The organism is Microbacterium sp. TNHR37B (assembly GCF_001620065.1).
Lineage (GTDB): Bacteria > Actinomycetota > Actinomycetes > Actinomycetales > Microbacteriaceae > Microbacterium.
This window is the reverse complement of record NZ_LQGV01000004.1, coordinates 129,129-154,059: the sequence shown is the minus strand read 5'-3', so window position 1 is coordinate 154,059 and position 24,931 is coordinate 129,129. Positions and strand designations below refer to the sequence as shown.

The following is a 24,931-nucleotide window of genomic DNA, read 5'->3' as shown; positions in this document are numbered from 1 at the left end:
ATGTTCCGCTCCTTCTCCGTCTTCAACTACCGCGTGTGGTTCATCGGTGCGCTCGTGTCGAACGTCGGCGCGTGGATGCAGGCGACGGCGCTGAGCTGGGTCGTGCTCACGGAGCTGACCGACAACGACGCCGCCGCGATGGGCGTGACCATGGCGCTGCAGTTCGCCCCGCCGCTCCTCCTCGTGAGCGTGACCGGGTGGGTCGCCGATCGCTTCGAGCGCCGCCGGCTGCTGATGCTCACCCAGAGCCTGCTGCTCCTCCTCGGCGCCGCGATCGGCGTGCTCCTGCTCCTCGGCCTCATGACGCTGCCGCTCATGTACACCTTCGCGCTGGCGCTCGGAGTGGTCGCCGCGTTCGACAATCCTGCGCGTCAGGCGTTCGTCTCCGACCTCGTCTCACGCGAGAACGCCTCGAACGCCGTCGCCCTCAACGCCGCCTCGTTCAACGGTGCCCGCATGATCGGGCCGGCCGTCGCCGGGATCGTCATCGTCGCGATCGGCACGGGATGGGTCTTCCTCGTCAACGCCGTGACCTTCCTCGCGATGATCGTGGCCCTCGGCCTCATCCGCACCGACCAGCTCGTCCCCCGCGCCTCCGCACCCGGTGCCGCGCGACTGGCCGACGGGTTCCGCTACGTCGCGGGGCGCCCCGACCTGCTCGTGGCCTTCGTGATGGTGTTCCTCCTCGGAGCGTTCGGGATGAACTTCCCGATCTTCGCGTCGACGATGGCGCTGGAGTTCGGGCAGGAGGCGGACGGATACGGACTCCTCAGCTCGATCCTCGCGATCGGTTCGCTCGCCGGCGCACTCATGGCCGCGCGCCGCGACCGGGCCCGGATCCGCATGGTGATCCTCGGAACCGGCCTGTTCGCGGTCGCCGCCACCGTCTCCGCGTTCATGCCGACCTACTGGCTCTATGCGGCGACCCTCATGGTCACCGGGTTCGCCGTGGTCACCACGCTCACCACCGCCAACGGCTACGTGCAGACGACCACCGACCCGGCCCTGCGCGGGCGGGTGTTGGCGCTCTACATGGCGATCCTCATGGGCGGCACGCCGCTCGGCGCCCCCATCGTGGGATGGGTGGCGGCCGAGTTCGGACCGCGCATCGCGATCCTCGTCGGCGCGGCCGCGGCTCTCGTCGCCTTCGCCATCGGATTCGGCTGGCTCCTCATCTCGGGCCGCCTGCACCGGAACGAGTCCCGCCGCTTCGCGTTGACGATCGAGGAGACCCGGCCCATCGCCGTCGTGGCCCCGGAGGAGTTCAGCGACGAGGTGGCGGCCACGACCCCCATCCGGCTCCCCGACCCTGCCCGCCCCGGCGACGTTGTGGAGCGCCGCCGCACCTCTCCCGACGTCGCTCGGACGGATCGCCGCCATGCCCGCTCCCGCTGACCGCCGGACGCTCCCGGAGCTGCTCGGCATCCAGACGCCGATCGTGCTCGGTCCCTTCGGCGGGATGTCCTCGGTCGCACTGACGGCCGCCGTCAGCGATGCCGGCGGGCTGGGATCGTACGGACTGTACGGCTACGACGGCGAGCGGATCATCGAGACGGCCGCGCACATCCGGGCCGCGACCGACCGACCCTTCGCCCTCAACCTGTGGATGCCCACCGGCACCGAGGTCGCTCCCGGAGAGGTCGACGCCTCCGCCGCGCTCCGGACGGCCGCGCCCCTGTACGACGCCCTCGGGATCCCGGCCCCGATAGGGACGCCTGAGCGTTACCTCGTCGATGTCGAAGAGCAGCTCGAGGCGGTCCTCGATGCCCGTCCCGCCGTCCTCAGCGTCATCTTCGGGATGCCCGACCCCGACACGATGGAGCGCCTCCGTTCCCGCGGCATCCGCGTGATCGCGGGGGCGACGACGGTCGCCGAGGCCCGCACCGTTGCCGCCGCGGGGGCCGACGCGGTGGTCGCGAGCGGCGCCGAAGCGGGCGGACACCGCATCAGCTTCCTGCGACCGGCCGAGGACTCGCTCGTCGGCACGGTCGCCCTCGTCCCGCAGGTGGTCGACGCCGTCGACATCCCCGTGATCGCCGCCGGCGGCATCGCCGACCGCCGCGGGGTCGCCGCCGCCTTCGCCCTCGGTGCCGCCGGAGTCCAGGTGGGGACCGCGTTCCTGCGCACCCCCGAGTCGGCCGCGAGCCCTGCCCATCGCGCCGCCCTCGCTCGCATCTCGGCGGAGGACACCGTGCTCACCCGCGCTGCCACGGGACGCTGGGCGCGCGGGATCCGCAATCGCCTCCTCGAGACGGTGGATGCGGGCGAGGTCGCGCCCTTCCCCGCCCAGAGCTGGGTCGTCGGAGCGCTGCGCGCCGAGGCCAACCGGCGGGGCGACGGAGACCTGCAGTCGCTCTGGTCGGGCCAGGCCGCCGCCCTCTCGAGCGACATCCCGGCGTCCGACCTCTTCGCGGAACTGGCGGCGGGTCTGCCGGAGTGAACCGCGGTCCCGTGGGCGACCTCCGCCATCCCGGCGTTGTCAACCCCGGCGGCCATCGCCGGACACCGCCCTATCCTGGCGGCATGAGCACCCCGGAATCCGACGACCCGCAGACCGCGGCCCCGGCCCAGCCCGTTCAGAACGCCCCGACCGAGCGCGATGCGCCGGAGGAGGACAAGGCGCCCGCCGGTGGCGACGAGACCACCGAGGATCAGCTGGACGCCGACAACGCCGCGGAAGAGGCGACGATCGCCGCTCTCGACCCCGACGACTCCCCCGCCTGACCCGCGGCCCCGCCCCGCCTCAGGCTTCCCGCGTGATCGTGACGGCCACGTGGAGGTTGCTCTTGAAGGGACCGGCGTACACCCCGCGCAGCGGCGGCACGTCGTTGTAGTCGCGCCCGCGTCCCACCAGCACGTGCCGGTCGCCGATCTCGGCGGTATTGGTGGGGTCATACCCCTGCCAGTCGCCGACGTACCACTCCACCCATGCGTGCGACTCGCCCGTCACCGCGACGCCGATCTCGGGGTTCGGATGCGGGTGCAGATACCCCGAGACGTAGCGGGCGGGGATCCCCACGTGGCGCAGCGCGCCGAGGGTGATGTGCGTGATGTCCTGGCACACGCCCTTGCGCTGGAGCCACGCGTCGGCGGCCGTGGAGTGGACCCCGGTGCTCCCCGGCATGTACTCGACGGCGTCGCCGATCGCGCGCGCGATGGCCAGGGCCGCGCCACCCGGGGTGTCGTGCTCGGCGGCGATCGCCTGCGCGATCTCGGCGACCTCGGGGTGCGGCGCGGTCCGCGGGGTCTGCCCACGCATCTCGACGGTGGCGATCTGGCGTTCGGACTCCCGGGCCAGGCGGTCCCAGTCCAGATCGGAGGGCTCCAGCGGCCGCGGACGCACCTCCACGAGGGAGCGCGCCGTGATGCGCAGCGACGAGTGGCCGGCCAGCACGTCGAACGACGCGACCCGCGTGCCGAAGTAGTCGACGTAGTGGTTGACGCTCGAGTTCGGTTCGATGTCCAGCTGCGAGCTCAGTACGAACTGACTGTCCGTCGAGCTCGGCAGCATGCGCGCCTCGTTGTACGACGCACCGACCTCGCCCTCGTAGCTGAACCCGGTCGCGTGCTCGATGCGCAGGCGCTTCATGAGGTCTCTCCGATCCAGCTCGGCTCGGCATGGGTGGGGAAGAAGCGGCTGCGGATGGCCTCCGACGCCTCGCGCGTGACCTTCTGCACCCGATCCATGTGGAGCGGAAGCTCATCGAGGATCTCGGTGATGGGGCGGTACTCGAGGTCGTTGCGGATGCGCCCGAGTGCGCGCAGCACCGTGTTGGAGTGGCCCACGCGGTCGGCGACCGGGTCGATCGCGCGCATGCAGTCCTCCGCGCGCTGGATCGAGTGGATGATCGACCGGGGGAACAAGCGGTCGAGCAGCAGGAACTCCGCCGCGTTGCTCGCGCTCGGCATGCCGCGATAGGTGCGGACGTACGCCTCGTAGGCGCCGCACGACCGGAGGATCGTCGTCCACGACGGTCCCGACGCCTCCGTCAGCGAGCGGGTCGCGAGCATCCGCGCCGTCATGTCGGTGCGCTCGATGGAGCGGCCGAGCGTGAAGAACTGCCACGCCTCGTCGCGGCTCGTCGACGAGTCCGAGATGCCGACGGCGAGCGCCGCCCGCTCGCGCACCCACTGGAAGAACTCGTGCACCTTCTCGTCGTTGAGCCGTCTCGGCATCCGCGAGTAGGTGGTGTTGAGTGTCTCCCACAGCTCGGTGGAGACGATCTCCCGGGCCCGCCGGGCGTTCTCCCGCGCCGCCTGCAGCGAGTAGGCGATGCTCGACGGGTTCTGCCGGTCCACGGCGAGGTGGGTGAGCACGTCGCCCCGCGTGACCCGCTCGACGTCGGCGGGCGGGAAGCTTCCCATGACGCCCATGAGGGAACGGCACGCGGTGTCCTCGTCGATCCACGGGTCTTCCAACAGGAGCTGGAGGTGGACATCGAGGATGCGCGCGGTGCCGTCGGAGCGCTCGATGTAGCGCCCGATCCAGAACAGCGACTCGGCGATGCGGCTCAGCATGATCCCGTCTCCTCGGTGAGAGGAGCGGACGGGACTGCATCCCTGCCCTGCTGCTGCTGCTCCTGCTGCTCCCCGCTGGAGCGGGGCCGGTCCTGCGGGGAATGGGCCTGTTCGTCCTGCGGGTCGTAGATGATCGTGATCGCCTCGGTGACCGACGCCTGTTCGGCCACGAGCCCGGCGAGGTTCTGTCCCTGCGCGTACTCGGAGCTGCGCGGGGCGTCGCCGCCGACGATCCACGTGTCTTTCGATCCGCCGCCCTGGCTGGAGTTGACGACGAGCTGCCCTTCGGGAAGCGCGACACGGGTGAGGCCGCCCGGCAGCACCCACACGTCGTCGCCGTTGTTCACGGCGAAGGGGCGGAGGTCGGCGTGACGGGGGCGCATCCCCTCCTCCACGAGGGTCGGGATGGTGGAGAGCATCACCACCGGCTGCGCGATCCATCCGCGCGGATCGGTCAGCAGCTTCGCGCGCAGCGTCTCCAGTTCGGCGGGACTTGCATCGGGCCCCACGACCAGGCCCTTGCCGCCCGAGCCGTCGACGGGTTTGACGACGAGCTCGTCGAGCCGGTCGAGCACCTCTTCCAGCGCGTCCGGGTCCTCCAGGCGCCACGTGTCCACGTTCTTCAGGACCGGTTCCTCGGCGAGGTAGTACCGGATGAGGTCGGGCACGTACGTGTAGAGGAGCTTGTCGTCGGCGACGCCGTTGCCGACCGCGTTGGCGATCGTGACGTTGCCGAGCCGCGCGGCCAGCATGAGACCGGGGGCACCCAGCATCGAGTCGGCGCGGAACTGCAGCGGGTCGAGGAAGTCGTCGTCGACACGGCGGTAGATGACATCCACCCGCCGCGGTCCACGCGTCGTGCGCATGAACACCTTCCCGCCGACGCACTGCAGGTCGCGCCCCTCCACGAGCTCCAGCCCCATGAGCCGGGCGAGGAGGGTGTGCTCGAAGTAGGCGGAGTTGTAGACACCCGGGGTCAGGACGACGACGTTGGGGTCGTCGATCCCGGGCGGGGCCGAGGCGCGCAGGGCCTGGAGGAGCTTGTTCGGGTAGTCGCCCACCGGCTGCACGCGCATCGAGACGAACAGCTCTGGAAGCGTCTGCGCCATCACCCGGCGATTGGAGATCACGTAGGAGACCCCGGAGGGCACCCGGACGTTGTCCTCCAGCACGCGCATCTCACCGTGCTCATCGCGGATGAGGTCGATCCCCGCCACCTGGATGCGCACGCCGTTGGCGGAGCGGATCCCCGCCGCCTGCCGGTAGAAGTACTGCGACGAGGCGATGAGCGCGGCAGGGAGCACGCCGTCGCGGACGCAGTGCTGGTGACCGTAGGCGTCGTCGAGGAAGGCTTCCAGGGCGCGCACCCGCTGGGTGACTCCGCGTTCGATGCGCGACCATTCGTCGTACTCGATGACGCGGGGCACCGCATCCAGCGGGAAGGGACGCTCCTCGCCCGCGAAGTCGAACGTCACCCCCTGCGCGAGGTACGAGCTGGCGAGCGAGTCGGTGCGCCCGCGCAGCTCCTCCTGCGTCATCCGCGCGAGCGTGTGGTACAGCTCGCGATAGGCCGAACGCGATTCGGCCGGGGCTCCCGGGTGCGGCGGATGACCGAACATCTCGTCGAATGCCGGCACCCCCGACGGCGTCTTCCTCGGGGCCAGCGTGGAGCCGTATCCGTCGAACAGGTCACCCATGACATGAGCCTAGTCCGGGCCGTGTTTCCAGAAGATGACGGAGCCGCGGCGTCCCGGTGGAGAGCCCCAACATGCGCGCGCGACACAGGAGCACTCCGCTGGACAGGACGTCTCACGCCCGGCCGTCCTGCACTCCGGATTTCTCCTGCCCGCGTGCGGGAGCCTCCCGCACGCGCGGGGTCAGCCGGCGAGGACCACGCGGAGCTGTTCGATCGCCCAGTCGATCTCGGTCGCCCGGATGACCAGCGGCGGCGCGATGCGGATGGTCTGGCCCTGGGTGTCCTTCACCAGCACGCCGCGCCCGAGAAGCCGCTCGGCCACCTCGCGCCCCGTCCCCACCGCCGGGTCGATGTCGACACCGGCCCACAGCCCCGCCACCCGCACGGCGGTGACGCCGTGTCCCACGAGAGCGCGCAGCCGCTCGTCGAGATGCGCGCCGAGGGCCTGCGCCCGCGTCTGGAACTCACCCGAGGCGAGCATCTCGACCACGCGCGTGCCGACCGCAGTCGCGAGGGGGTTGCCGCCGAACGTGGAGCCATGCTCCCCCGGGCGGATCACCCCGAGCACGTCGCGATCGGCGACGACGGCCGACAACGGCACGATGCCGCCGCCGAGCGCCTTGCCGAGCAGGTACACGTCGGGCACGACGCCCTCCCGATCGCACGCGAACGTGGTGCCGACGCGGGCGAGTCCCGATTGGATCTCGTCGGCGATGAACAGCACGCGGTGTCGATCGCACAGCTCACGCACCGCACGCAGGTAGCCCTCCGGCGGGATCACGACGCCGGCTTCGCCCTGGATGGGCTCGATCAGCACGGCCGCCGTGTTCTCGTCGATGGCCGCCGCGATCGCCTCCGCGTCGCCATAGGGCACCGACACGAACCCGGGCGTGTAGGGACCGAAGTCGTCCCGCGCCTGGGGGTCGTCGCTGAAGCTCACGATCGTGGTGGTGCGCCCGTGGAAGTTGCCGTGGGCGACGATGACGGTCGCCTTGCCCTCCGGCACGCCCTTCACGCGGTAGGCCCACGCCCGCGCCACCTTGACACCGGTCTCCACCGCCTCGGCGCCGGTGTTCATCGGCAGCACGAGGTCCTTGCCGCTGAGCTCGGCCAGGGCAGCGGCGAAGGCTCCGAGCCGGTCGTTGTGGAACGCGCGACTGATGAGGGTGATACGGCCGAGCTGTTCGGTCGCCGCGGCGATGAGCGCGGGGTGGCGGTGCCCGAAGTTCACGGCCGAATAGGCCGAGAGGAGATCGAGGTAGCGCTTGCCCTCGATGTCGGTGACCCACGCGCCCTCCCCGCGCGCGACCACCACCGGCAGCGGGTGATAGTTGTGGGCGACGTGCTCTTCTTCCGCAGCGATCACGTCGCGCGTGGAGTCGTCCAGGGCGGGGATGGTCATCGGGTACCTCGCAGTTCGAGTGTGCAGCACTTGATCCCGCCGCCCCCGAGCAGGAGCTCGGACAGGTCGATCGGGATGGGACGGTAGCCGCGCTCACGCAGCTGCTCCGCGAACCCGGTCGCCCGCGGCGACAGGAGGACGTTGAGACCGTCAGAGGCGGAGTTGAGTCCGAACACGGCACCGTCGTCGTCGGAGACCCGGATGGCGTCGGGGAACCGGCGCTCGAGCATCGCCCGCGAGGTGTCGTCGAACGCCGACGGCAGGTAGGCGATCGTCGCCGCGGCCACACCACCCTCCCCCTGCACGGGATCGAGCACCGAGATCGCCGTGTCGAGGTGGTAGAACCGGGGGTCGACGAGGGTCAGGGACAGCACCTCGCGATCGAAGACCTCGGAGACCTCGCGGTGACTCGACGGGTCGGAGCGGAAGCCGCTCCCGGCGAGGATCGTGTCTCCCACAAGGAGGAAGTCGCCCTCGCCCTCCTGCACCGCTCGCGGCTCGACGACCTCGAAGCCGTGCGCGGCGAACCAGTCCATGAACGGCCGCTCCTCGCCGCGACGCTCATCGACGCGGAACTTCACACCGAGGGCGCGTCCATCGATCACGAAGCCCCCGTTCGCGGTGTAGACCATGTCGGGGAGTCCCGGAACCGGATCGATCAGCTCGATCTCGTGGCCGAGGGCGAGGTAGGTGTCGTAGAGCGTCTGCCACTGCGCGAGAGCCTTGCCGGTGTCGGTCGGGAGCGACGGCTCCATCCACGGATTGATCCGGTAGCTGACCGTGAAGTACTCCGGCCGGCACATGAGGTAGCGGCGGTGCTGCGCGATGCGCTCGGGGGCGGATTCGAAGCGGGTGGACATGAGGCTCCTCGGACTGCCGGCGGCGGACGCTGTCCCCGGGCCCGGCGGCCCTTCGACCCGCGCTCGGGAAGAGCATCGGGGAAAGGTCGTCACGGGCACGCCGTGGGCCCATTCTGTCAGACGGCCGCGACATTCCGCGGCGTGCGGAACGTCGGCAGCCACCGCTGGTTCAGCGCACGACGACGACCTTGCCGACGGTGTGCCCTGCGTCGACATGGGCCACGGCCGCATCGGCCTCCACCAAGGGCCACGTGCGCTCGATATACGGCACGAGGTCGCCGCGGGCGGCGAGAGCGAGGAGCTCGGTCGTGATCGGTGCCTTCGGCGTGGCCGCGAGGAAGCGCAGCCGGCGCCGGGACCCGATCGATAGGACGGCACCGCGCACCATCCGTCCGAGCGGCCCGAACACCCGGTTCACCCCACCCGAGACTCCCACCACGAGACCGCCGTCGCGCACCAGTCGTTGCAGGGCGCGGAGGGGGACCGTGCCCCCCACGTCGATCACGGCGTCGTACCCGCCTTCGACGGTCTCCGGATCGGCGGTGCGATAGTCGACGACGGTCTCGGCGCCCCACTCCCGGACGAGGTCGCGGGCCCGCGTTCCGCACCACGCGTCCACGCGCGCGCCCCGCAGGACCGCGAGCCGGACGGTGAACGAGCCGACTCCTCCCCCCGCCCCCACCACGAGCACGCGGTCGCCCGCGGCCACCCCGGCGAGGTCGAGCGCCTGCCAGGCGGTACCCCCGGCCAGCGGAAGGGCCGCCGCCGTGACGAAGGAGACGCCGGCCGGAACCACGACCAGGCGAGGCGCGGGCGCCACCACCCGCTCGGCCAGCCCACCGCCGCTGATCTCTCCCACCACCCGGTCGCCGACCCGCAGCCACGTGACCGCGGAGCCGACGGCGAGCACCGTTCCCGCGATGTCCCGCCCCGGAATCGGCGTTCGCGGTCGACGGATGCCGAAGGCGAGCCGGATCAGCAGCGGATCGCCGCGGAGAATGCGCACGTCGGCCGAGTTGAGGCCGGTGGCGGCGATCTCCACCAGGACGTCGTCGGGACCGAGCTCGCGAAGGGGAGCATCCCCCACTCGAGCACCTCGGGCGAGCCGTAGCGGGTCTGACTCCAGGCGTGTGAGTGCGATCGGTCGGTGGTGGCGGTCATGATTCCTCCGGATAGTGGAAGAGGTCGTCGAGGCGCGCCTCGAGGACGCGGGAGATCTGGAAGGCGAGCTCGAGCGTGGGCGAGTAGCGCCCCTGCTCGATCGCGATGAGGGTCTGTCTCGTGACGCCGACGCGGGCGGCGAGGGCCGCCTGGGTGAGCCCGGCGGCTTCGCGGAACGCGCGGATGTCGTTGGTGACGCGGGTCGGCCTGACCATCAGAGCAGTCCCCGCCGGTAGGCGACCAGCTGTGCGATCGATCCGAGTGACGAGGCGAGGAAGAAGCCGAGGAAGATCGCGTGGCCGATCCAGAACGCCGGCGCATCGACCATGGCCAGCACGAGCGCGGTGAGCGCTCCGAGGACGGTGAAGGCTCGCCCGACCCGGTCGCCCATGCGCTCGATGTCGCGGTCGCGGACGTCGGCCCGATGCTCGGTCTCGGGATCGCGGAGGCCGGCGAGGATGCCCCAGACGATGCTGACGAGAATGGCCAGGATCAGAGCGCCGCCCACGCAGGCGACCATCGGCCACTGCCACCCGATCGCCTCGACGGGAGCGCGCCCCAGCTGGGGGGCGACGATCGCCGCGTAGACGGCCACCCCGAGGAGAGAGGCTCCCAGCCCCGACCACACGTTGCGCTCCGCGTATCCCATCGCGTCCTCCCGATGTCAAGATTTCTTTACATTGCTGACGGTAGCGCGACGACTCTCGTCGTGTCAAGAATTCTTTACTTCTTCGCCCACACGCGGGGATCTGCGATGCTGTGGGCATGGCACGACGTTCGGGGGAAGAGACCCGCGCGCTCCTGCTGCGCGTGGGGATGCAGATGCTGCTGGAGCGCGGGGTGAGCGCGGGCGTGCAGCACATCCGGCTGCAAGACGTGCTGCGCCGGGCGGGACTGACGACCGGTGCCGCCTACCGGCTGTGGGCCGACCAGACCGACTACCAGCGCGATCTCTCCGTCGCGATGGTGCGCCTGCGTCTGAGCGCCCCCACGGACTACGCGCGGAGCGCGGTGGAGAGCCTCATCGCCGCCGGAGCCAGCGGAGACGACGTCATCCGCGCGGCAGCGGCCTCTCACGTCCGCTCCGCCGCCCTCGACAGTGACGATCCCGACGACGTCGCCGACGGACAGTCGTTCCTCGTCGCCCTCGCCCTGCGGACCACCTCCCACACCTGGCCGGAACTGCGCGAGGCCAGCCGGGAGCGGCACCGCGAGTCGATCGCGGCCTTCGCGGAGTTCTATCAGTTCCTGATGGACGCGTACGGACTGCGGATGAAGTCTCCCCTGCGCATCGAGGACTTCACGGAGGCCATGGCTGCGATGGGCGAAGGCTTCGCCATTCGCGCCCTGGAGGGGATCGCGCACCCCACGTACGAGGCGACGGCCGACGACGACGTGCCGGAAGGGCCCTGGTCGCTGTTCGCACTGGGCGTGCGGGCGCTCGTCAACGAGTTCATGGTGCCGATCGATGCCGACGATGCTCCGGGACGCTGACGCGGCTCCGGAAATCCTCGCGCGATGCCCCGGGCTGTCAGCCGCGGAGCTCTGGGGCCGAGCGATCCCGACCCCAGAGCGACACTCCCCCCGGAATGTCGCGGACGGTCCTCGGCTCGGCCGAGCTGGAACGGACCTCCGCGTGGCGCTCCCCAGAGGCGCCGTAGCTATGGTGGCCCCCGTGGCCGTCACGGCGCCAGAAAGATAAGTTGTTTCTCCAAACAGGGTCGTCGTGCCTCACTCGACCCGCCCTCCCGAGGAGCCCCGATGCCCCGACGTACCGCTGAACAGACCCGAGCGCTGCTGCTCAAGGTCGGCCTGTCGATGCTCCTGGAACGGGGAGCCAGCGCGGGCGTGCACCACATCAAGCTGCAGGAGGTGCTCCGTCGCACCGGCCTCACGACGGGCGCGGCCTATCGGATCTGGTCCGACCAGACCGACTACCAGCGCGACCTCGCCGTCGCGATGGTGCGGCTGCGCTTCTCGCCTCCCGCGCGAGCCGCCGAGGGGGCGATCCAGGAGCTGACCGACGGTCCCGTCACGATGGACGACGTCATCCGCGTGGCCGCCCAGTCCCATGTTCCCGTGCGCTCCCCCGACGACGCGGTCTCGCCCGACTCCCGCGCGTTCCTCATCGCGCTGTGCCTGCGCGCAGGCGCGGACACCTGGCCGGAACTGCGCGAGGCGGCCCAGGAGCGCCACGCCGAGTCGATCGAGGAGTTCACGCGCTTCTACGGTGACCTGATGGCCCGGTTCGGCTACCGGATGCGCACGCCCTACACGCTCGTCGATTTCGCCGAAGCGATGGCGGCGCTCGGTGAGGGCTTCTCCCTGCGGAGCGTCGAGGGCCTCGCACATCCGCAGATCACGATCACCGACTCCGACGAAGGACCCTCCGGCGTCTGGACGCTCTTCGGGATCGCCGTGCGCGGTCTCGTCAACGAGTTCATGGTCCGCACCTCGGAGTCCCCGCCGGTCTCCGCCTCCTCGACGACACCCGCGCACGAGGACGCCCCGCCCGGTGGCTCACCGGACGGGGCGGAGGATTCCTCGACGGCGCGTTAGGAGATCGCCGTCTTGGCGCGCACGACCGCGTAGTACGAGAGCGCGATCGAGCGGCATTGGTATCGCAACGGGTTGTACTTGCCGAACGTCTTGTCGCACTCCGAGAGCATGTAGCCGCGGAACGAGGAGTCGCAGCTGCTGCGCTTGACCTTCTTCGCCTCGATGCACATGTCGTGGCGTGCGCACGGGCCCTTGAAGTTGGCGTTGTACCAGCCGTCCGGGGACTTCGTGCAGAAGTCGTGCAGCGTCTTGTTCTTCTTGGCGTTGGGGTTGTAGCAGTAGCCCTTGGGCACCGTGACGTGCTTGCTGCTGGGGCGCGTGAACGCCTTGCATCCCGAGGCCGCCTTGACGACGGGGCCCGCCGTGATCGCGGCGGCGATGCTCGCGGGGGCAGTGAGGGCCTCGGTCGTCTGAGGCGCCGCCGTCGCCGGCGAGGCCGCCAGCAGGCTCGCGCCGAGCACCACCGATGCCACGAGGGCGGCCGCGCGGGCCAGCGCCGGTCGCGGCGTCCTGAACTTCTTCATCTCCGGTCTCCGTCCCCCGGCTCCCCGTGAGCCGGACATGTCCATGCTCACGCGACGCCCCCGCGGAAACGAAGCAAGATAATCGATTTCCGCTCGCGCGCGGGGCGTTCAGAAGCAGGGGCTTCTCAGAGACCGACGCGCTCCGTCCACGCGTTGGAGAACCGACGCTCGGGATCGCGGCGCGCGCGCAGGGCCTGCGCGTCCGCCCATCGGGGATAGCGCGCCGAGACCGCGGCGCCGTCGAGGGTGAACAGCTTCCCCCAGTGCGGGCGGGCCGTCGGCGGCAGCACCTCCTCCAGCTGCGGCAGGAACGCGCGGACGGCGGCCTCATCGGGGCGCCAGGTGAAGTGGAGGGCCACCGCGTCCGCGCCGGCGGCCATGCTCAGCCACAGGTCGTCGGCCGCGACCGTCCGCACCTCACACACGAGCAGGAGCGCGGCGATGTCGGGGGCGAGCTCTCGGAGGGCGGTGATGGCGGGAACCAGGTCGCCGCGCGGCACGAGGTACTCGCTCTGCAGTTCGTCTCCGGCCGACGGAGTGAACGCGAGGCGGAAGTGAGGCAGCCGGTCGTACCAAGGGCCGCGGAGCCCCTGCTGCGGCGTGCAGGGTTGCGGGTCGATGCCCGGGAGCGGATGCCGCGGCCCGTCGGCGGGGCGACCCCCGAGGTCGGTGAGATCCACGGCGCCGGTGCGCGTCTTCATCCACACCTGGTCGATCGCGTCCGCCGAGCGCCACGTCGTGAACAGGCTCACGCTGTCGGCGCGGGCCTGGAGGTCGTCGAAGGCGGCGAGCGCGTCGTCCCAGCCCACGCCCTCGAAGACGGTCTGGGCGACCTCGTACGTCGGCTCGACGTCGAGCTCGAGGGCCGTGACGATGCCGAGAGCGCCGAGGCCCACGACCGACCCCGCGAAGTCGTCGTCGCCGCGCGCCACCCGCACGACCTCGCCGCGCCCGTCGACGAGCTCGAGGGCGGCGACTTGAGTCGCGAGCGAGCCGATGCGGGCGCCCGAGCCGTGCGTGCCGGTCGCCACCGCTCCCGCGATGGAGATGTGCGGGAGGGAGGCGAGGTTCGCGAGGGCGTATCCGCGGTCGTCGAGCCACGGAGCGAGGTCGCCGTAGCGGACCCCGCCCGACACCCGCACGACCCCGCGTTCCTCGTCGAGCTCGGGCTCGGTGCCGAGCTCTGCCAACGAGATCAGCACGCCGTCGGTGTCGGCGATGTCGGAGAACGAGTGACGGCTGCCGAGAGCACGCACGTGCCGGGAGGACACCACCGCGTCGGCGAGTTCGTCGCGCGTCCGCGGGGCGATGAGCCGCTGCGCCCGGTAGGAGAGGTTGCCTGCCCAATTCCGTCCGACGTCGCTCATCGGTGCTCCTTCGCTCCGGATCCCCGCCGACCGGACGGATCCTCTGTCGAGGGTATCCGCGCCCGCGGCCGGCGCGGCGCGCTCGCAGAACGGTCGTCGTCGCCTCTAGTCCAGAGTCTGCACACCACGGGTCCCGTGTGATGACTCGTTGCAGGTCGAGAATGGCGAGTACCCGAACGGGCAGGAAGCCGGTGTCTTCTGAGCCCCCCTCGTCCCACATCGCTCACTGACCAATGTCACCGGAGCAGGACGCGGGATACGCTGTCCGCGTGTCGAGGTCGGGACGGGCAGCTGCCGGTGCAGTCGCCGCGGTAGCGGTACTGCAGATCGTGACAGCGGTCGCGACAACGGCCATCTGGGTGTCACACACCATGTTCGCCGGCAACACCTGCTCGCCCGAGTGTGAGGGGGCAGAGGCTGGCCAAGCCGGCATGCTGTTCTTCGCCTTCACCGTCGGGAGTTTCGTTCTGACAGCCGTCGGCGTGGTGGTGGCCTGGCGGAAAGAGGTCGACCTCGCGTGGCTGCCGCTCGTGAGCAGCGCGATGATCGTTGTCGGCCTTCTTCTCGCGTTGGCGCTGTTCGACCAGGCGATGAGCTGAACGCCTGATCCCGCGGGATGGTCGTCGCTAGATGACCTCGGCGAAGGTCGGATCGGGGTTCCCGAAGCGGTGCGCCGTGATCGTGACGGACTGCTCGTGCAGGAAGGGCAGGAGCTCGAGGCGGCCTGCCGTGGTCACCTCGTTGTCGTAGACGGCGATGTCGGGGTCGCCCTCGACCGCGACGGCCAGGGCGGAATGCGCCTGGGCCACCGCCTCGCGCGAACCGATGAGCCGCACCCGTCGGGCATCCCCGGCGCGCAGGCGCTCCGTCCAATCCGCCTCGTCCTCGACGAAGACCGGGACGTCGAGGTCGCCGAGCGCACGGCGGACCGCCGCGGGGATCGCCACGGGAGCACTGAGGGTGATCTCCGATCCCGCACGCACCCCCGCCACGACGACCCGCAGCACCGCCTGCCACGTGGCGTCGGCGGTCGCGCGGAGCGAGACGGGCACCGGCCGGTAGCGGAAGAGGTTGCGCTCCACCCCGAGCCCGGAGACGTCCTTGACGCGCCCGAACTCACGGTCCCACGCGACGGCATCCGAGAGCGCGCCCCGGCGGAGCCACTCGAACGCGTCGTAGTCGAGCGTCGGCTGGGCGGCCTCGATGACGCCCGTGATGCGCGGATCCAGGCCCCGCAAGTGCAGCGTCGAGGACTGTGCCACACCCGCCGACGCGCGCCAGGAACCGAGCCCGATCAGGTAGTTCGGCCCTCCCGCCTTGGTGCCCGCTCCCACCGACGAGCGCTTCCAGCCGCCGAAGGGCTGGCGCTGCACGATCGCGCCGGTGATGCCGCGGTTGACGTAGAGGTTCCCCGCCTCCACCTCCTCCAGCCACCGGGCGAGGTCTTCCGGGTCCTGGGTGCACAGGCCCGCGGTCAGCCCGTATGCGACGGCGTTCTGGAGCTCGATCGCCTCCGCCAGCGACGAGGCGTGCATGATCCCGAGGACCGGGCCGAAGAACTCCTCCAGGTGGAACCGGGAGCCGGGGCGGACGCCGGTGCGCACGCCGGGCGTCCACAGCCGGCCTTCGTAGGGAGGCGGCGCCGCGACCGGGGAGGGCTCCACGAGCCACTTCTCGCCGTCGTCGAGCGTCGTCAGTGCCCACTCCAGCTTTCCGCGGGGCACCTCGACGACGGGCCCGACCTCGCTGAGCGGGTCGGAAGGAGGACCCACGCGCAGCGACTGGACGGCGTCGACGAGCTGACGCGAGAAGCGCTCGGAGCGGGCGACGGGGCCGACGAGGATCGCGAGAGAGGCGGCGGAGCACTTCTGTCCGGCGTGCCCGAACGCGCTCTTGACGAGGTCGGAGACGGCGAGGTCGAGGTCGGCGGAGGGCATGACGATCATCGCGTTCTTGCCACTGGTCTCGGCCAGCAGCGGCAGGTCGGGACGCCACGAGCGGAAGAGCGCGGCCGTCTCCCACGCACCCGTGAGAATCACGCGGTCGACCGCCGGGTGCGAGACGAGCCGCTGCCCCACCTCCCCCTCCTCGAGGGTGGCAAGAGCCAGGACGTCTCGAGAGACCCCGGCGTCGTCGAGGGCCTGCCACAGCGTCTCCGCGATGACCGCGCCACAGCGCGAGGCCTGCGGGGCGGGCTTGAACACGACGCCCGACCCCGCGGCGAGCGCGGCCAGAACACCGCCCGCGGGGATCGCGAGCGGGAAGTTCCAGGGCGGGGTCACCACCGTGACGCGTGCCGGCTGGAACACCGCTCCGCTCACGCGGTCGAGCTCGAGGGAGGTCGCGGCGTAGTACCGGGCGAAGTCGACCGCTTCGCTCACCTCGACATCGGCCTCGGCGAACACCTTTCCGGTCTCCGACGCGGCGACCTCGATCAGCTCGCCCCGGCGGGCTTCGAGGAGGTCGGCGGCGCGGCGGAGGACGGCCGCCCGGTCACGCGCGGCGAGGGCTCCCCACGCCTCCGCGGCCGCCTGTACGCGACCGACCACGACGTCGACCACCTCGGTCGTCTCGATGCGGGCCGCCGCGACGGTATCGGTCCCGGCCGTCGACGTCTCGATCCGGGCGACGATCTCCCGCGCCCACTCGCGCACGGACGGAAGCGCGGGATCGGAATCCGCCGCATTGTGGAAGCCGGGAGCGCCCTCGTTCACGGCCGCGCTCTGGCGGGGCTCGAACACCGCGGTGCCGGCGAACTCGTCGGCGCCGTCGGCGATCGACAGCACGGCCTGCGTGAGTGCGGGCTCCTCCGCCTCCGGCGTCCGGTCGGCCTCCGGTGCCCGGGTGGTCTCGGGCGCCGGGTCAGCCGGCGGGGCGGCGTCGGACTCGCCGCGCACCTGGCGGCGGGCGGGACCCACCGGGAGAGCGGGATCGGCCGACCGCTCGACCGACCGCACGAAGCGATCCCGTTCCCGCGCGAACAGAGCGGGGTCGGTCGCCAGCTCGAATGCGGCGGAGAGGAAGTTGTCGCTCGAGGCGTTCTCCTCCAGGCGCCGCACGAGGTAGCTGATCGCGACGTCGAACTCGTCCGGGCGCACCACGGGGACGTAGAGGAGGACGTGGCCGACCTCGCGAGCGACCGCCTCGACCTGCCCCTGGGCCATGCCGAGCAGCATCTCGAACTCGATGTCGTCGCGCACGCCGCGCTGCCCCGCGAGCAGCCACGCATAGGCGATGTCGAAGAGGTTGTGACCGGCCACCCCCAGACGCACCGCACCGGTGTTCTCCGGGTGCAGCGCCTCGTCGAGGCAGCGCACGTAGCTCGCGTCCGAGTCGAGCTTGGAGGCGTGGGTGGCGACCTCCCAGCCGTGCATGATCGCATCGACCCGTTCCATCGCGAGGTTCGCGCCCTTGACGAGTCGGACCTTGATGCGGGCCCCGCCCGCGGCCACGCGCTCGCGGGCCCACGCGGTGAGCTCCTGCAGTGCGGGAAGGGCATCGGGCAGGTAGGCCTGCAGCACGATGCCCGCTTCGAGTCCGTGGAGCCGGGAGTCGGCGAGCAGCCGCGTGAACACCGCGATCGTCAGATCGAGATCGCGGTACTCCTCCATGTCGAGGTTGAGGAAGGTGCCGCGCTCGGCGGCCGTGAGGTACAGCGGGAGAAGGCGTTCCACGACCACGCTCACCGTCTCGTCGAAGGCCCACATCGAGATGTGACTCGCGATGGCGGACACCTTCACCGACACGTAGTCGACGTCGTCGCGGCGCACGAGCTCGTGGATGCCCTCGAGGCGGCGGCGCGCCTCGCCCTCGCCGAGGACGGCCTCGCCGAGCAGATTGAGATTGAGCCGGGCGCCCGACTCACGGATCTTCGCGATGGCCGGGCCGAGCTTCTCGGGGCGGGCGTCGACGACGAGGTGACCGACCATCTCCCGCAGGGCCCGCCGGGCGAGGGGAACGGTCGGAGCGGGAAGGACGGGGGCCACCGCTCCCCCGACGCGCACGGCAGCACGCAGGTACCACGGCAGGAAGTCGGGAACGAGCGGCGCGACGCGGCTGAGGTTGGCGGCGGCGGCGGTGAGGCTCTCGGGCCGCATCACCCCGTCGACGAAGCCGATCGTGAAGGGCAGGCCGTTGTCGTCCTTCAGGACGCCGGCGAGACGCTCCGCCGCGGGATCGATGGCGGCGTCGGCCGATTCGGCCACCCAGCGCTGCGCGAGTGCGATCGCACGCTCGACGAGGCCTCCCGTGGTCTTGCTCATGTCCTCCCCCTTCCGCGCCGGAGCGCGATGCCCATCCCGCCAGAGTGAGGCATCGGCATGCATCGAGAAAAGCGATGATCTGCGATCATTATCCTTCAGCTTCTCCGATGAATGGAGCCTCCCGGTGTTCGAGTTGCGGCGTCTGCGTCTGCTCCACGAGCTCGCCCTCCGCGGGACCCTGGCAGCGGTCGCCGAAGCTCTCTCGTTCAGTCCTTCCACCATCTCTCAGCAGTTGGCGCAGTTGGAGCGTGACGCCGGCGTTCCGCTGCTCGCGCCCGATGGACGGCGCGTGCGCCTGACCGAGCACGGCGCGGCCCTGGCCGCCTACGCGGCGCGGGCCCTCGCGGAGGACGAGAAGATCCGCGCCGAGCTCGAATCGCTGCGCCCCGGGTGGGCGCCCGTGCGCGTCGCGGTGCTGCAGACGGCGGCGCGCGCCCTCGTCCCCGCTGCCCTGACGCTGTTGTCTGCCCGCGCCCCGGACGTGCGGGTGGAGGTGGCCGAGGTGCCGCCCGAGGACGGGTTGTTCGAGCTGTCGGCGCGGGGGTTCGACCTCGTCATCGCGGAGCAGTACCCGGGCCACACCCGCGAGCATCGGTCGGGGCTTGCGCGCGAGATCGTCGGGAGCGATCCCGTCCGTCTCGCCTCACGCGACGCTGTCCCGGGCCTCGCCGCCCTCCGTGATCGGCCGTGGGTGATGGAGCCGCGTGGCACCGCTGCCCGGGAGTGGGCGATGCAGCAGTGCCGGGCGGTCGGGTTCGAGCCCGACGTCCGCTTCGAGCTCGCCGACCTCACCGCGCACGTGCAGCTGATCGCGGCCGGCCACGCGGTCGGGATGCTCCCCGACCTGCTCTGGGCCGGGCAACCGCCCGCCGTTCACCTCACCGATCTTCCCGGGTCTCCCGTGCGCGAGATCTTCACCGCGGTCCGGCGGTCCGAGGCGGAACGGCCGAGCATCCGGCGCGTGCGCGAAGCCCTGGCCGACGCGTTCGCGTCGCGACCCGTTCTCTAGGCTGACGCCGTGACGCCGGCGGAGTGTCCGTGCGCCTCGCGCTTCGCCGCGCTTACTCCCAGGTGCTCGGCGCCGGCGCCTTCGTCGACGGGAGCGCGGAACCGGCGGCCCAGTCGGTCACCCAGTCGGGAAGCGGCGGGAGGTCGTCGGGGCGATGGAGGGCCTGGAAGAGCTCGTCGGTGTTGACGACGCCACCGCTCCGGCGCAGGAACCGCGCGCGGACGATCATCTCCGCGTAGATCTCGCCGTCGACGACGGCGCGGTGGATCTGGTACACCGCCTTGTCGTCGTGGCCGTACAGGCGCGACTCCACCGTGAAGCGCTGCCACAGCTGCAGCGACTTGCGAAAACTCACCGTCTCACTCGCCACGACGGCGTACCAGCCCTGGGCGTTCATGGCGTCCCAGATGCCCGTGCGGATGAGGAGGTCGAACCGGCCGAGGTCGAACAGCGAGGCGTAGCGACCGTTGTTCATGTGGCCGAGGAGATCGATGTCGGTGGGCAGTGTGCGCAGCTTCAGCCGACCGACGGAGGTGGGTGGCATCGCGCCCCGGCGACGCAGCAGCACCTTCGCGCGCCAGATCGTCAGCAGGGTTCGCCACCACACATTCACGAGGCGCGATGCTATCGACAACGGTGTGCGGAACGCGAAATCCGTTGTCGGTTCCCCACAGTCCTCTGTGTCGCGTTTGTTACGGCTTCGACCGATTTCGTGATTGCCTCCCGCGGACGTAGAGTCTGGCCATGGATGCCGAACTCCAGACCGACACCGTCGTCCGTCCCGTTCGTGATGTCGATGCCGAGGCGCTCGGCCGCGTGCACGCCGCCTGCTGGCACGAGACGTACGACCACCTCATCAGCCACGCCGCGCTGGAGAACGTCTCTCCCAAGCGGCTGGCGGAACTGTGGACGCATTGGGCGCAGCAGGGCCCCGAGTTCCGCATGGTCGCCGCGCTCGTCGACGGAGAGATCGTGGGCTTCGCCGGCTCCGGTCCGGCGCGTGACCGCGATGCGCCTCGCAACCGCGAGCTGTACTTCATCTATCTGCTCGACCGCTTCCACGGGACCGGCATCGGGCAGAAGCTGTTCGACGCCGTGGGCGCCGATGACGACCTCTACCTCTGGGTCGCCGAGGACAACCCCCGTGCGCACCGCTTCTACACGCGCAACGGCTTCTCGCTCGACGGCGCGACCCACACCGAGCCCTTCCTCGGCGAGACGCTGACCGAAGTCCGCTTCGTCCGCTGACCCCCTCGCCGCGGCGCACCTTCGCGCCCGTCCTCTGTTGCTCAGGTCTGCCGCCCGTCGCTCAGGTCCGCCGCCCGTCGCTCAGGTCCGCCGCCCGTCGCTCAGGTGGCGCATTTCGCGGGTTCCCCGTCGCTCAGGTGGCGCATTTCGCGGGTTCCCCGTCGCTCAGGTGGCGCATTTCGCGGGCTCCGCTCCGCTGAAGCAGCCACTCGCGCCACCTGAGCAGCTGCGCCCCCGCCCCGCAGCCACGAGCCCGAACAGCCCCGTCGCTCAGGTGGCGCACCTTGCGGGTTCCCCCTCGCTGAGGCAACCATTCGTGCCACCTGAGCGGATCTGCAGGGGAAGGGGAAAGGGGCAGGGGAAGGGGAGAGAGGGTCAGCGCCAGCCGCGGCGGCGGAGCGCGGCCTTGACCATCTCCACGCCATCTCGCGAGCGCACATGTCGCGCCGTCAGGCGCACGACATCCCACCCCTCCGCCGTATAGGCCGCGTACTTCTCGATGTCCCGATCCCACTGACGCCGATTCGTCCGGTGGTGATCGCCCTCGATCTCGACCACAAGGCGCCATCGGGGATACACGAACTCGGAGATCCCCAGCAGGCGTCCGTGATCGTCACGGATCTCTGCGTCGAGCGTGGGCGCGGGGAGACCAGCAGCCTCCGCATCGATGCGGAACTCCGACTCGAGAGGCGAGGCACTGCCCGAACGGAGGAGTGGAAGCACCTCGCGCAGACGCACGATGCCGACGCGCCTTCCCCGGGCGACGGCGGCGGCCAGCGACCCCGCCGTCGCGAGGCAGGCGTCCGGACACCGACGCCCCCGTTCGTCTCGCGGCACTCGGATGATGGCGTCGCCGACCGTGACCAGTTCCGCAATGGTGAGCCAGCGACCGAGCATCGCCCACGTGGAAGCGGGTGTCGTCACCGGAAGCCCCTCGGTCTCGGTCACGTCAGCCAAAGCCGGCAGAACCTTGATCCCTCGCACGCCTCGGCCGCGAGGAGCACGCGCCGGGTCCCAGACCCCGACCTCGAGCGATGGCCCATGCCGAACCGGCAATCCCCAGATCACCGCAGCCGTGCGGGCGACGAAGAAAGCCCCCGCGGGAGCGACCTGCGCGTATCCCCGCGCGCGCCGCAGCACGTCGTCGCGTTCCGCGCGATCGCGGGCCAGCGGCGTCACATCGTCCGATTGCTCCGTCTCCGTCGCGTCTTGCCGGACCCGAACGCCGTGGAACGGACTCGAGAGGTCACTCGCCCGCAGTCGCGCGGGGGTGACGCCCGCCTCTCGAGCCTCGCGAACACCGAACGCAGATCCGAGATCGGAGGGGAGGGCGGACGGAGGGCGCGGCACGAGACCACACTGGTCCGCCATGGGCGCCACCCGCAGGCTTTCCCCGAGCGACGCCGCCCATCCGGGAAAATCCGCCCCTGGGGAGGAGTCGGCCCCCCAGCGCCCCGTCTGCTCAGGTGTCGCAATGCGCGGCATCCCCGTCGCTCAGGTGGCGCAATCCGCTGTTCCCGCGGCGGGGAAGGAACAGAATGCGCCACCTGAGCGACGGGGGGGGGCGGGGAAGAGAGAGGGGTGGCTCAGCGGGAGGAGACGGTGCCGAAGAGCTTCGCGATGGGGGCGAGGACCAGGGGGCGCGCGGCGATCCATGCTCCGGCGATCACCACGAGCGACGCGAAGAACATCCAGAAGCCGGTCCAGTTGTCGGCATAGGCGACGCCGTCGACCGAACCCTGTGCCGCGTACATATGGTTGAGGTTGCGCAGCGCTCCCGTGGCGAGCACGAGGGCGACGTGAATGAAGATGAACACGACGAAGTAGAGCATCACCGGGAAGTGCAGTCGTCGCGCCCACTCGACGGGGAACGCCGCGTTGAGGCGAGCAACCTTCTTGGGCCACATGCCGCTCATGCGATAGCCGGTGATGGCGGCCAACGGGGCGGCGAGGAACACCGTCGAGAAGTAGGCGAGCTGCTGCAACGCGTTGTAGTTGACCCACCCGTTCTCGGTCGGCCAGTCCAGGGAGACGTATTGCAGCGCGGCGGAGAGCGCGTTCGGGAACACTTCCCAGCTCGTCGGCACGATGCGCATCCAGTGGCCGGTCACGAATAGCAGCACGACGAAGACGACACCGTTGACGAGCCACAGGATGTCGAGGGCCTGGTGGAACCACAGCGCGAGACTGATCTTGCCCTTGCGATTGCGGCGCGGCGTCCAGAACACGTTGGGCCGCTTCTCGGTGCGCACCTGGAGCCCGGACCGGATGATGAGCACCATCAGGAAGACGTTGAAGAAGTGCTGCCAGCCGAGCCAGGCAGGGATACCGACCGGCGCGCTCTCGGGGAGGTGATACTCGCCCGGGAAGGCGGCGAGGAAATCCTGCAGCCCGGGAAGCGAGAGGAGCGCCCGGACGAAGGTCACCGCGAGCGCGGCGGCGTAGAGCAGCGCGATGCCGCCGACCAGGACGGCGCCCACCCACTGCAGCCGCGTGAAGGGACCGAATCGCGCCGGCGCCGGTCGCGTCGGCGGGCGATGATAAGCCGCACGCCCCGGCCAGACGGTGCGGGGGACGGTCAGTGGAGCGCGATCGGTGGCCACGGCCGCGGGCACGGACCGAGCCGCGACTGTCGACGGGACGGCTTCCGGCTCGTCGCGCGGGGGCTCCGAGCCGCGAGACGGCCCCTCATCGGACGATGTGTGAGCGGCCTCGAGCGCCGCACCGGGGACGGATGCTCCCACGGCGGCAGGCTCGGCGGTCGCGACCGGGCGCACCGTCGTCCCCGCGGGAGGCCACGGATCTCCGCCTGCCGTGCGCGGCAGTCCACGCCGCACCGGCGTCCCGTCCCCGGATGAGGCGACAGTCGTCACCCGATGCGGCTGACCTTCCGCGTCTCCCGGCGCGACAGAACGCGCTCCCGCAACGTCCGAGACGGACGCAGTCGTCGTCGCCGCTGCCGGCGGAACGGAAGCGGCCGTCACCGGCGCCGGCTCCGCGGCGGGCCGCCGCGCACCGGCGGGTGGCCACGGCTCGCCGCCGGGCTCGCGCGGAAGGCCGCGGCGAAGCGCGGCGGCCTCCGCTGCCGACGACACCGTCGCAGTGACCTCCGGCACCTCGTCACCCGAGGCGGTCGATGCGGCCGAGGTCGATGCGGCGGCGGACGATCCCGCCGGAACCCCGGGCGCCTCTCCCCCGACCGAGGAGTTCGAGGACGGCGACGCGTCAGCGACCGCCGCGGGCGACACCCCGGCCGTCGCATCCGCGGCGACCTCGCCGTCCGGAGGCCAGGGATCCCCTCCCGGCACGCGAGGAAGCCCGCGCCGCAGTCGGCGCCCCGAGGTCGCCATCAGGCCTTCTTCGCCTCGAGAGCGGCGATGAGCTGCGGGACGACCGTGAACACGTCTCCCACGATGCCGAAGTCGGCGATCTCGAAGATGGGGGCGTCGCCGTCTTTATTGATCGCGACGATCGTCTTGGCGGTCTGCATGCCCGCCTTGTGCTGGATCGCGCCGGATATTCCGAGAGCGATATACAGCTGCGGCGACACCGACACGCCCGTCTGCCCGACCTGGTGCGCGTAGGGGACGAACCCGGCGTCGACCGCCGCGCGGGATGCCCCCACGGCGGCCCCCAACACGTCGGCGAGCTGCTCGACGAGCGCGAAACCCTCCGCCGATCCCAGTCCGCGGCCGCCGGAGACGACCTTGGCAGCACCCCGCAGTTCGGGCCGCGACGAGGTGACTTCCGCTGGCTCCACCGACTGGACGGCAGCGGCCGCGGTTCCCGACGGCGTCACCGTCAACTGCTCCACGCGCACCGGCTGCGCCTCGGCACGCGCATCGACCGCTCCCTGCCGCACCGTGATGACAGGCGCACCGAAAGTGGGTGCGCTCGTGACGTTGTACGACCCGCCGTACACGGAGTGCTGCGCCAGCACCCCCTCCTCGTCCCGGGCGACGCCGACGGCATCGACGGCGAGCGCGAGACCCCGGCGCACGGCGAATCGTCCAGCGACATCACGACCATCGATCGAGTGCGAAAGGAGGACCGCGTCGGGCTGGACGGCGTCGAAGGCGGCCTCGAGCGCATCGACGACGGGGACTGTGAGCTCGACGGCCGACACCGGCGCCGTCAGGACGACGGCGGCACCCTGCGCCGCCGCGTCGGAGGCGAGTTCCGCGTTCTCCGCCGTGAGCAGGGCGACGGGCGTGCCGATCGCGGCTGCCGCGCCCAGGAGCCCAGCCGACGACGGCGCGAGCTCGCCCGTCGGGGTCACGTCGAGAAGGACGAGGATCGAATCCGCAGCGAAGTCCATGATGCGT

At 71.0% G+C, this 24,931-nt stretch carries 23 protein-coding genes; 8 read left to right on the top strand and 15 right to left on the bottom strand.

The window, feature by feature from the left end:
- The 3 genes from AVP41_RS14945 to AVP41_RS14935 all read left to right on the top strand — a co-directional run bounded on the left by AVP41_RS14945 (position 1) and on the right by AVP41_RS14935 (position 2,724).
- Positions 1–1,395, top strand: a complete 1,395-nt coding sequence (locus AVP41_RS14945) for an MFS transporter (protein WP_082829282.1) — start codon at positions 1–3, stop codon at positions 1,393–1,395.
- Positions 1,379–2,440, top strand: coding sequence for an NAD(P)H-dependent flavin oxidoreductase (locus AVP41_RS14940; protein WP_067166432.1), 1,062 nt, complete (start codon positions 1,379–1,381; stop codon positions 2,438–2,440). The genes AVP41_RS14945 and AVP41_RS14940 overlap by 17 nt, the downstream gene beginning before the upstream one ends.
- 83 nt (positions 2,441–2,523) lie before the next feature.
- Positions 2,524–2,724, top strand: coding sequence for a hypothetical protein (locus tag AVP41_RS14935; protein WP_067166428.1), 201 nt, complete (start codon positions 2,524–2,526; stop codon positions 2,722–2,724).
- Between the two features lie 19 nt (positions 2,725–2,743).
- Here the strand turns inward: AVP41_RS14935 and AVP41_RS14930 are convergent, their stop codons facing one another.
- From AVP41_RS14930 to AVP41_RS14895, 8 genes are all read right to left on the bottom strand, one after another.
- Complete coding sequence (locus AVP41_RS14930) at positions 2,744–3,589, bottom strand: transglutaminase family protein (protein WP_067166424.1); 846 nt, start codon at positions 3,587–3,589, stop codon at positions 2,744–2,746.
- On the bottom strand, positions 3,586–4,518 hold the full coding sequence (locus AVP41_RS14925) for an alpha-E domain-containing protein (protein WP_067166420.1): 933 nt from the start codon (positions 4,516–4,518) through the stop codon (positions 3,586–3,588). The genes AVP41_RS14930 and AVP41_RS14925 overlap by 4 nt, the downstream gene beginning before the upstream one ends.
- Complete coding sequence (locus AVP41_RS14920) at positions 4,512–6,215, bottom strand: circularly permuted type 2 ATP-grasp protein (protein WP_067166417.1); 1,704 nt, start codon at positions 6,213–6,215, stop codon at positions 4,512–4,514. The genes AVP41_RS14925 and AVP41_RS14920 overlap by 7 nt, the downstream gene beginning before the upstream one ends.
- A 180-nt stretch (positions 6,216–6,395) precedes the next feature.
- A complete protein-coding gene (rocD, locus tag AVP41_RS14915) occupies positions 6,396–7,616 on the bottom strand; it encodes an ornithine--oxo-acid transaminase (protein WP_067166414.1) in 1,221 nt (406 codons plus the stop codon).
- Positions 7,613–8,476 (bottom strand): dimethylargininase, encoded by an 864-nt coding sequence (gene ddaH / locus AVP41_RS14910; protein ID WP_067166411.1) that lies wholly within the window; start codon positions 8,474–8,476, stop codon positions 7,613–7,615. The genes rocD and ddaH overlap by 4 nt, the downstream gene beginning before the upstream one ends.
- Positions 8,477–8,645: 169 nt before the next feature.
- A complete protein-coding gene (locus AVP41_RS14905) occupies positions 8,646–9,563 on the bottom strand; it encodes an NAD(P)-dependent alcohol dehydrogenase (protein WP_231902786.1) in 918 nt (305 codons plus the stop codon).
- Between the two features lie 70 nt (positions 9,564–9,633).
- Positions 9,634–9,852 carry a helix-turn-helix transcriptional regulator gene (locus tag AVP41_RS14900; RefSeq protein ID WP_067166407.1) on the bottom strand — a complete coding sequence of 73 codons (219 nt, stop codon included), beginning with the start codon at positions 9,850–9,852 and terminating at the stop codon, positions 9,634–9,636.
- Entirely contained in the window at positions 9,852–10,286 is a 435-nt protein-coding gene (locus tag AVP41_RS14895; protein WP_067166404.1) for a hypothetical protein, read from the bottom strand. Before AVP41_RS14895 ends, AVP41_RS14900 begins: the two co-directional genes overlap by 1 nt.
- A gap of 116 nt (positions 10,287–10,402) precedes the next feature.
- Between AVP41_RS14895 and AVP41_RS14890 the strand changes: the two genes are divergently transcribed.
- Complete coding sequence (locus tag AVP41_RS14890; protein ID WP_067166400.1) at positions 10,403–11,131, top strand: hypothetical protein; 729 nt, start codon at positions 10,403–10,405, stop codon at positions 11,129–11,131.
- Positions 11,132–11,398: 267 nt separating this feature from the next.
- Positions 11,399–12,196 (top strand): hypothetical protein, encoded by a 798-nt coding sequence (locus tag AVP41_RS14885; RefSeq protein WP_197464369.1) that lies wholly within the window; start codon positions 11,399–11,401, stop codon positions 12,194–12,196.
- On the opposite strand, the gene AVP41_RS14880 is transcribed toward AVP41_RS14885, so the two are convergent.
- Positions 12,193–12,720, bottom strand: a complete 528-nt coding sequence (locus tag AVP41_RS14880; RefSeq protein ID WP_067166397.1) for a hypothetical protein — start codon at positions 12,718–12,720, stop codon at positions 12,193–12,195. The genes AVP41_RS14885 and AVP41_RS14880 overlap by 4 nt on opposite strands.
- A gap of 125 nt (positions 12,721–12,845) precedes the next feature.
- Complete coding sequence (locus AVP41_RS14875) at positions 12,846–14,087, bottom strand: FAD-binding protein (protein WP_067166393.1); 1,242 nt, start codon at positions 14,085–14,087, stop codon at positions 12,846–12,848.
- Between the two features lie 269 nt (positions 14,088–14,356).
- Between AVP41_RS14875 and AVP41_RS16740 the strand changes: the two genes are divergently transcribed.
- Positions 14,357–14,686, top strand: a complete 330-nt coding sequence (locus tag AVP41_RS16740) for a hypothetical protein (RefSeq protein ID WP_157532532.1) — start codon at positions 14,357–14,359, stop codon at positions 14,684–14,686.
- 27 nt (positions 14,687–14,713) lie between these two features.
- Here AVP41_RS16740 and AVP41_RS14865 read toward each other — a convergent pair whose 3' ends face one another.
- A complete protein-coding gene (locus AVP41_RS14865) occupies positions 14,714–18,349 on the bottom strand; it encodes a proline dehydrogenase family protein (RefSeq protein WP_067167197.1) in 3,636 nt (1,211 codons plus the stop codon).
- 124 nt (positions 18,350–18,473) lie between these two features.
- Between AVP41_RS14865 and AVP41_RS14860 the strand changes: the two genes are divergently transcribed.
- On the top strand, positions 18,474–19,358 hold the full coding sequence (locus tag AVP41_RS14860; protein ID WP_067166386.1) for a LysR family transcriptional regulator: 885 nt from the start codon (positions 18,474–18,476) through the stop codon (positions 19,356–19,358).
- A gap of 52 nt (positions 19,359–19,410) precedes the next feature.
- Here AVP41_RS14860 and AVP41_RS14855 read toward each other — a convergent pair whose 3' ends face one another.
- On the bottom strand, positions 19,411–19,971 hold the full coding sequence (locus AVP41_RS14855) for a thioesterase family protein (protein WP_067166383.1): 561 nt from the start codon (positions 19,969–19,971) through the stop codon (positions 19,411–19,413).
- A gap of 131 nt (positions 19,972–20,102) precedes the next feature.
- On the opposite strand from AVP41_RS14855, the gene AVP41_RS14850 reads away from it, so the two are divergent.
- Positions 20,103–20,606 (top strand): GNAT family N-acetyltransferase, encoded by a 504-nt coding sequence (locus AVP41_RS14850; protein ID WP_067166380.1) that lies wholly within the window; start codon positions 20,103–20,105, stop codon positions 20,604–20,606.
- Positions 20,607–20,981: 375 nt separating this feature from the next.
- Here AVP41_RS14850 and AVP41_RS14845 read toward each other — a convergent pair whose 3' ends face one another.
- The 3 genes from AVP41_RS14845 to AVP41_RS14835 form a co-directional block, all read right to left on the bottom strand.
- The gene (locus tag AVP41_RS14845; RefSeq protein WP_157532531.1) at positions 20,982–21,956 is read right to left on the bottom strand and encodes a hypothetical protein; all 975 of its coding nucleotides are present in this window, start codon (positions 21,954–21,956) and stop codon (positions 20,982–20,984) included.
- A gap of 236 nt (positions 21,957–22,192) precedes the next feature.
- Positions 22,193–23,956, bottom strand: a complete 1,764-nt coding sequence (locus AVP41_RS14840; protein ID WP_067166374.1) for a cytochrome b/b6 domain-containing protein — start codon at positions 23,954–23,956, stop codon at positions 22,193–22,195.
- The gene (locus tag AVP41_RS14835) at positions 23,956–24,924 is read right to left on the bottom strand and encodes an electron transfer flavoprotein subunit alpha/FixB family protein (protein ID WP_197464368.1); all 969 of its coding nucleotides are present in this window, start codon (positions 24,922–24,924) and stop codon (positions 23,956–23,958) included. The genes AVP41_RS14840 and AVP41_RS14835 overlap by 1 nt, the downstream gene beginning before the upstream one ends.
- Positions 24,925–24,931 lie beyond the last annotated feature (7 nt).

Coding starts and splice junctions, on each gene's coding strand:
- AVP41_RS14945 (WP_082829282.1), top strand. CDS start 1: ATGTTCCGCTCCTTCTCCGTCTTCAACTACCGCGTGTGGTTCATCGGT.
- AVP41_RS14940 (WP_067166432.1), top strand. CDS start 1,379: ATGCCCGCTCCCGCTGACCGCCGGACGCTCCCGGAGCTGCTCGGCATC.
- AVP41_RS14935 (WP_067166428.1), top strand. CDS start 2,524: ATGAGCACCCCGGAATCCGACGACCCGCAGACCGCGGCCCCGGCCCAG.
- AVP41_RS14930 (WP_067166424.1), bottom strand. CDS start 3,589: ATGAAGCGCCTGCGCATCGAGCACGCGACCGGGTTCAGCTACGAGGGC.
- AVP41_RS14925 (WP_067166420.1), bottom strand. CDS start 4,518: ATGCTGAGCCGCATCGCCGAGTCGCTGTTCTGGATCGGGCGCTACATC.
- AVP41_RS14920 (WP_067166417.1), bottom strand. CDS start 6,215: ATGGGTGACCTGTTCGACGGATACGGCTCCACGCTGGCCCCGAGGAAG.
- rocD (WP_067166414.1), bottom strand. CDS start 7,616: ATGACCATCCCCGCCCTGGACGACTCCACGCGCGACGTGATCGCTGCG.
- ddaH (WP_067166411.1), bottom strand. CDS start 8,476: ATGTCCACCCGCTTCGAATCCGCCCCCGAGCGCATCGCGCAGCACCGC.
- AVP41_RS14900 (WP_067166407.1), bottom strand. CDS start 9,852: ATGGTCAGGCCGACCCGCGTCACCAACGACATCCGCGCGTTCCGCGAA.
- AVP41_RS14895 (WP_067166404.1), bottom strand. CDS start 10,286: ATGGGATACGCGGAGCGCAACGTGTGGTCGGGGCTGGGAGCCTCTCTC.
- AVP41_RS14890 (WP_067166400.1), top strand. CDS start 10,403: ATGGCACGACGTTCGGGGGAAGAGACCCGCGCGCTCCTGCTGCGCGTG.
- AVP41_RS14885 (WP_197464369.1), top strand. CDS start 11,399: ATGCCCCGACGTACCGCTGAACAGACCCGAGCGCTGCTGCTCAAGGTC.
- AVP41_RS14880 (WP_067166397.1), bottom strand. CDS start 12,720: ATGAAGAAGTTCAGGACGCCGCGACCGGCGCTGGCCCGCGCGGCCGCC.
- AVP41_RS14875 (WP_067166393.1), bottom strand. CDS start 14,087: ATGAGCGACGTCGGACGGAATTGGGCAGGCAACCTCTCCTACCGGGCG.
- AVP41_RS14865 (WP_067167197.1), bottom strand. CDS start 18,349: ATGAGCAAGACCACGGGAGGCCTCGTCGAGCGTGCGATCGCACTCGCG.
- AVP41_RS14850 (WP_067166380.1), top strand. CDS start 20,103: ATGGATGCCGAACTCCAGACCGACACCGTCGTCCGTCCCGTTCGTGAT.
- AVP41_RS14840 (WP_067166374.1), bottom strand. CDS start 23,956: ATGGCGACCTCGGGGCGCCGACTGCGGCGCGGGCTTCCTCGCGTGCCG.
- AVP41_RS14835 (WP_197464368.1), bottom strand. CDS start 24,924: ATGGACTTCGCTGCGGATTCGATCCTCGTCCTTCTCGACGTGACCCCG.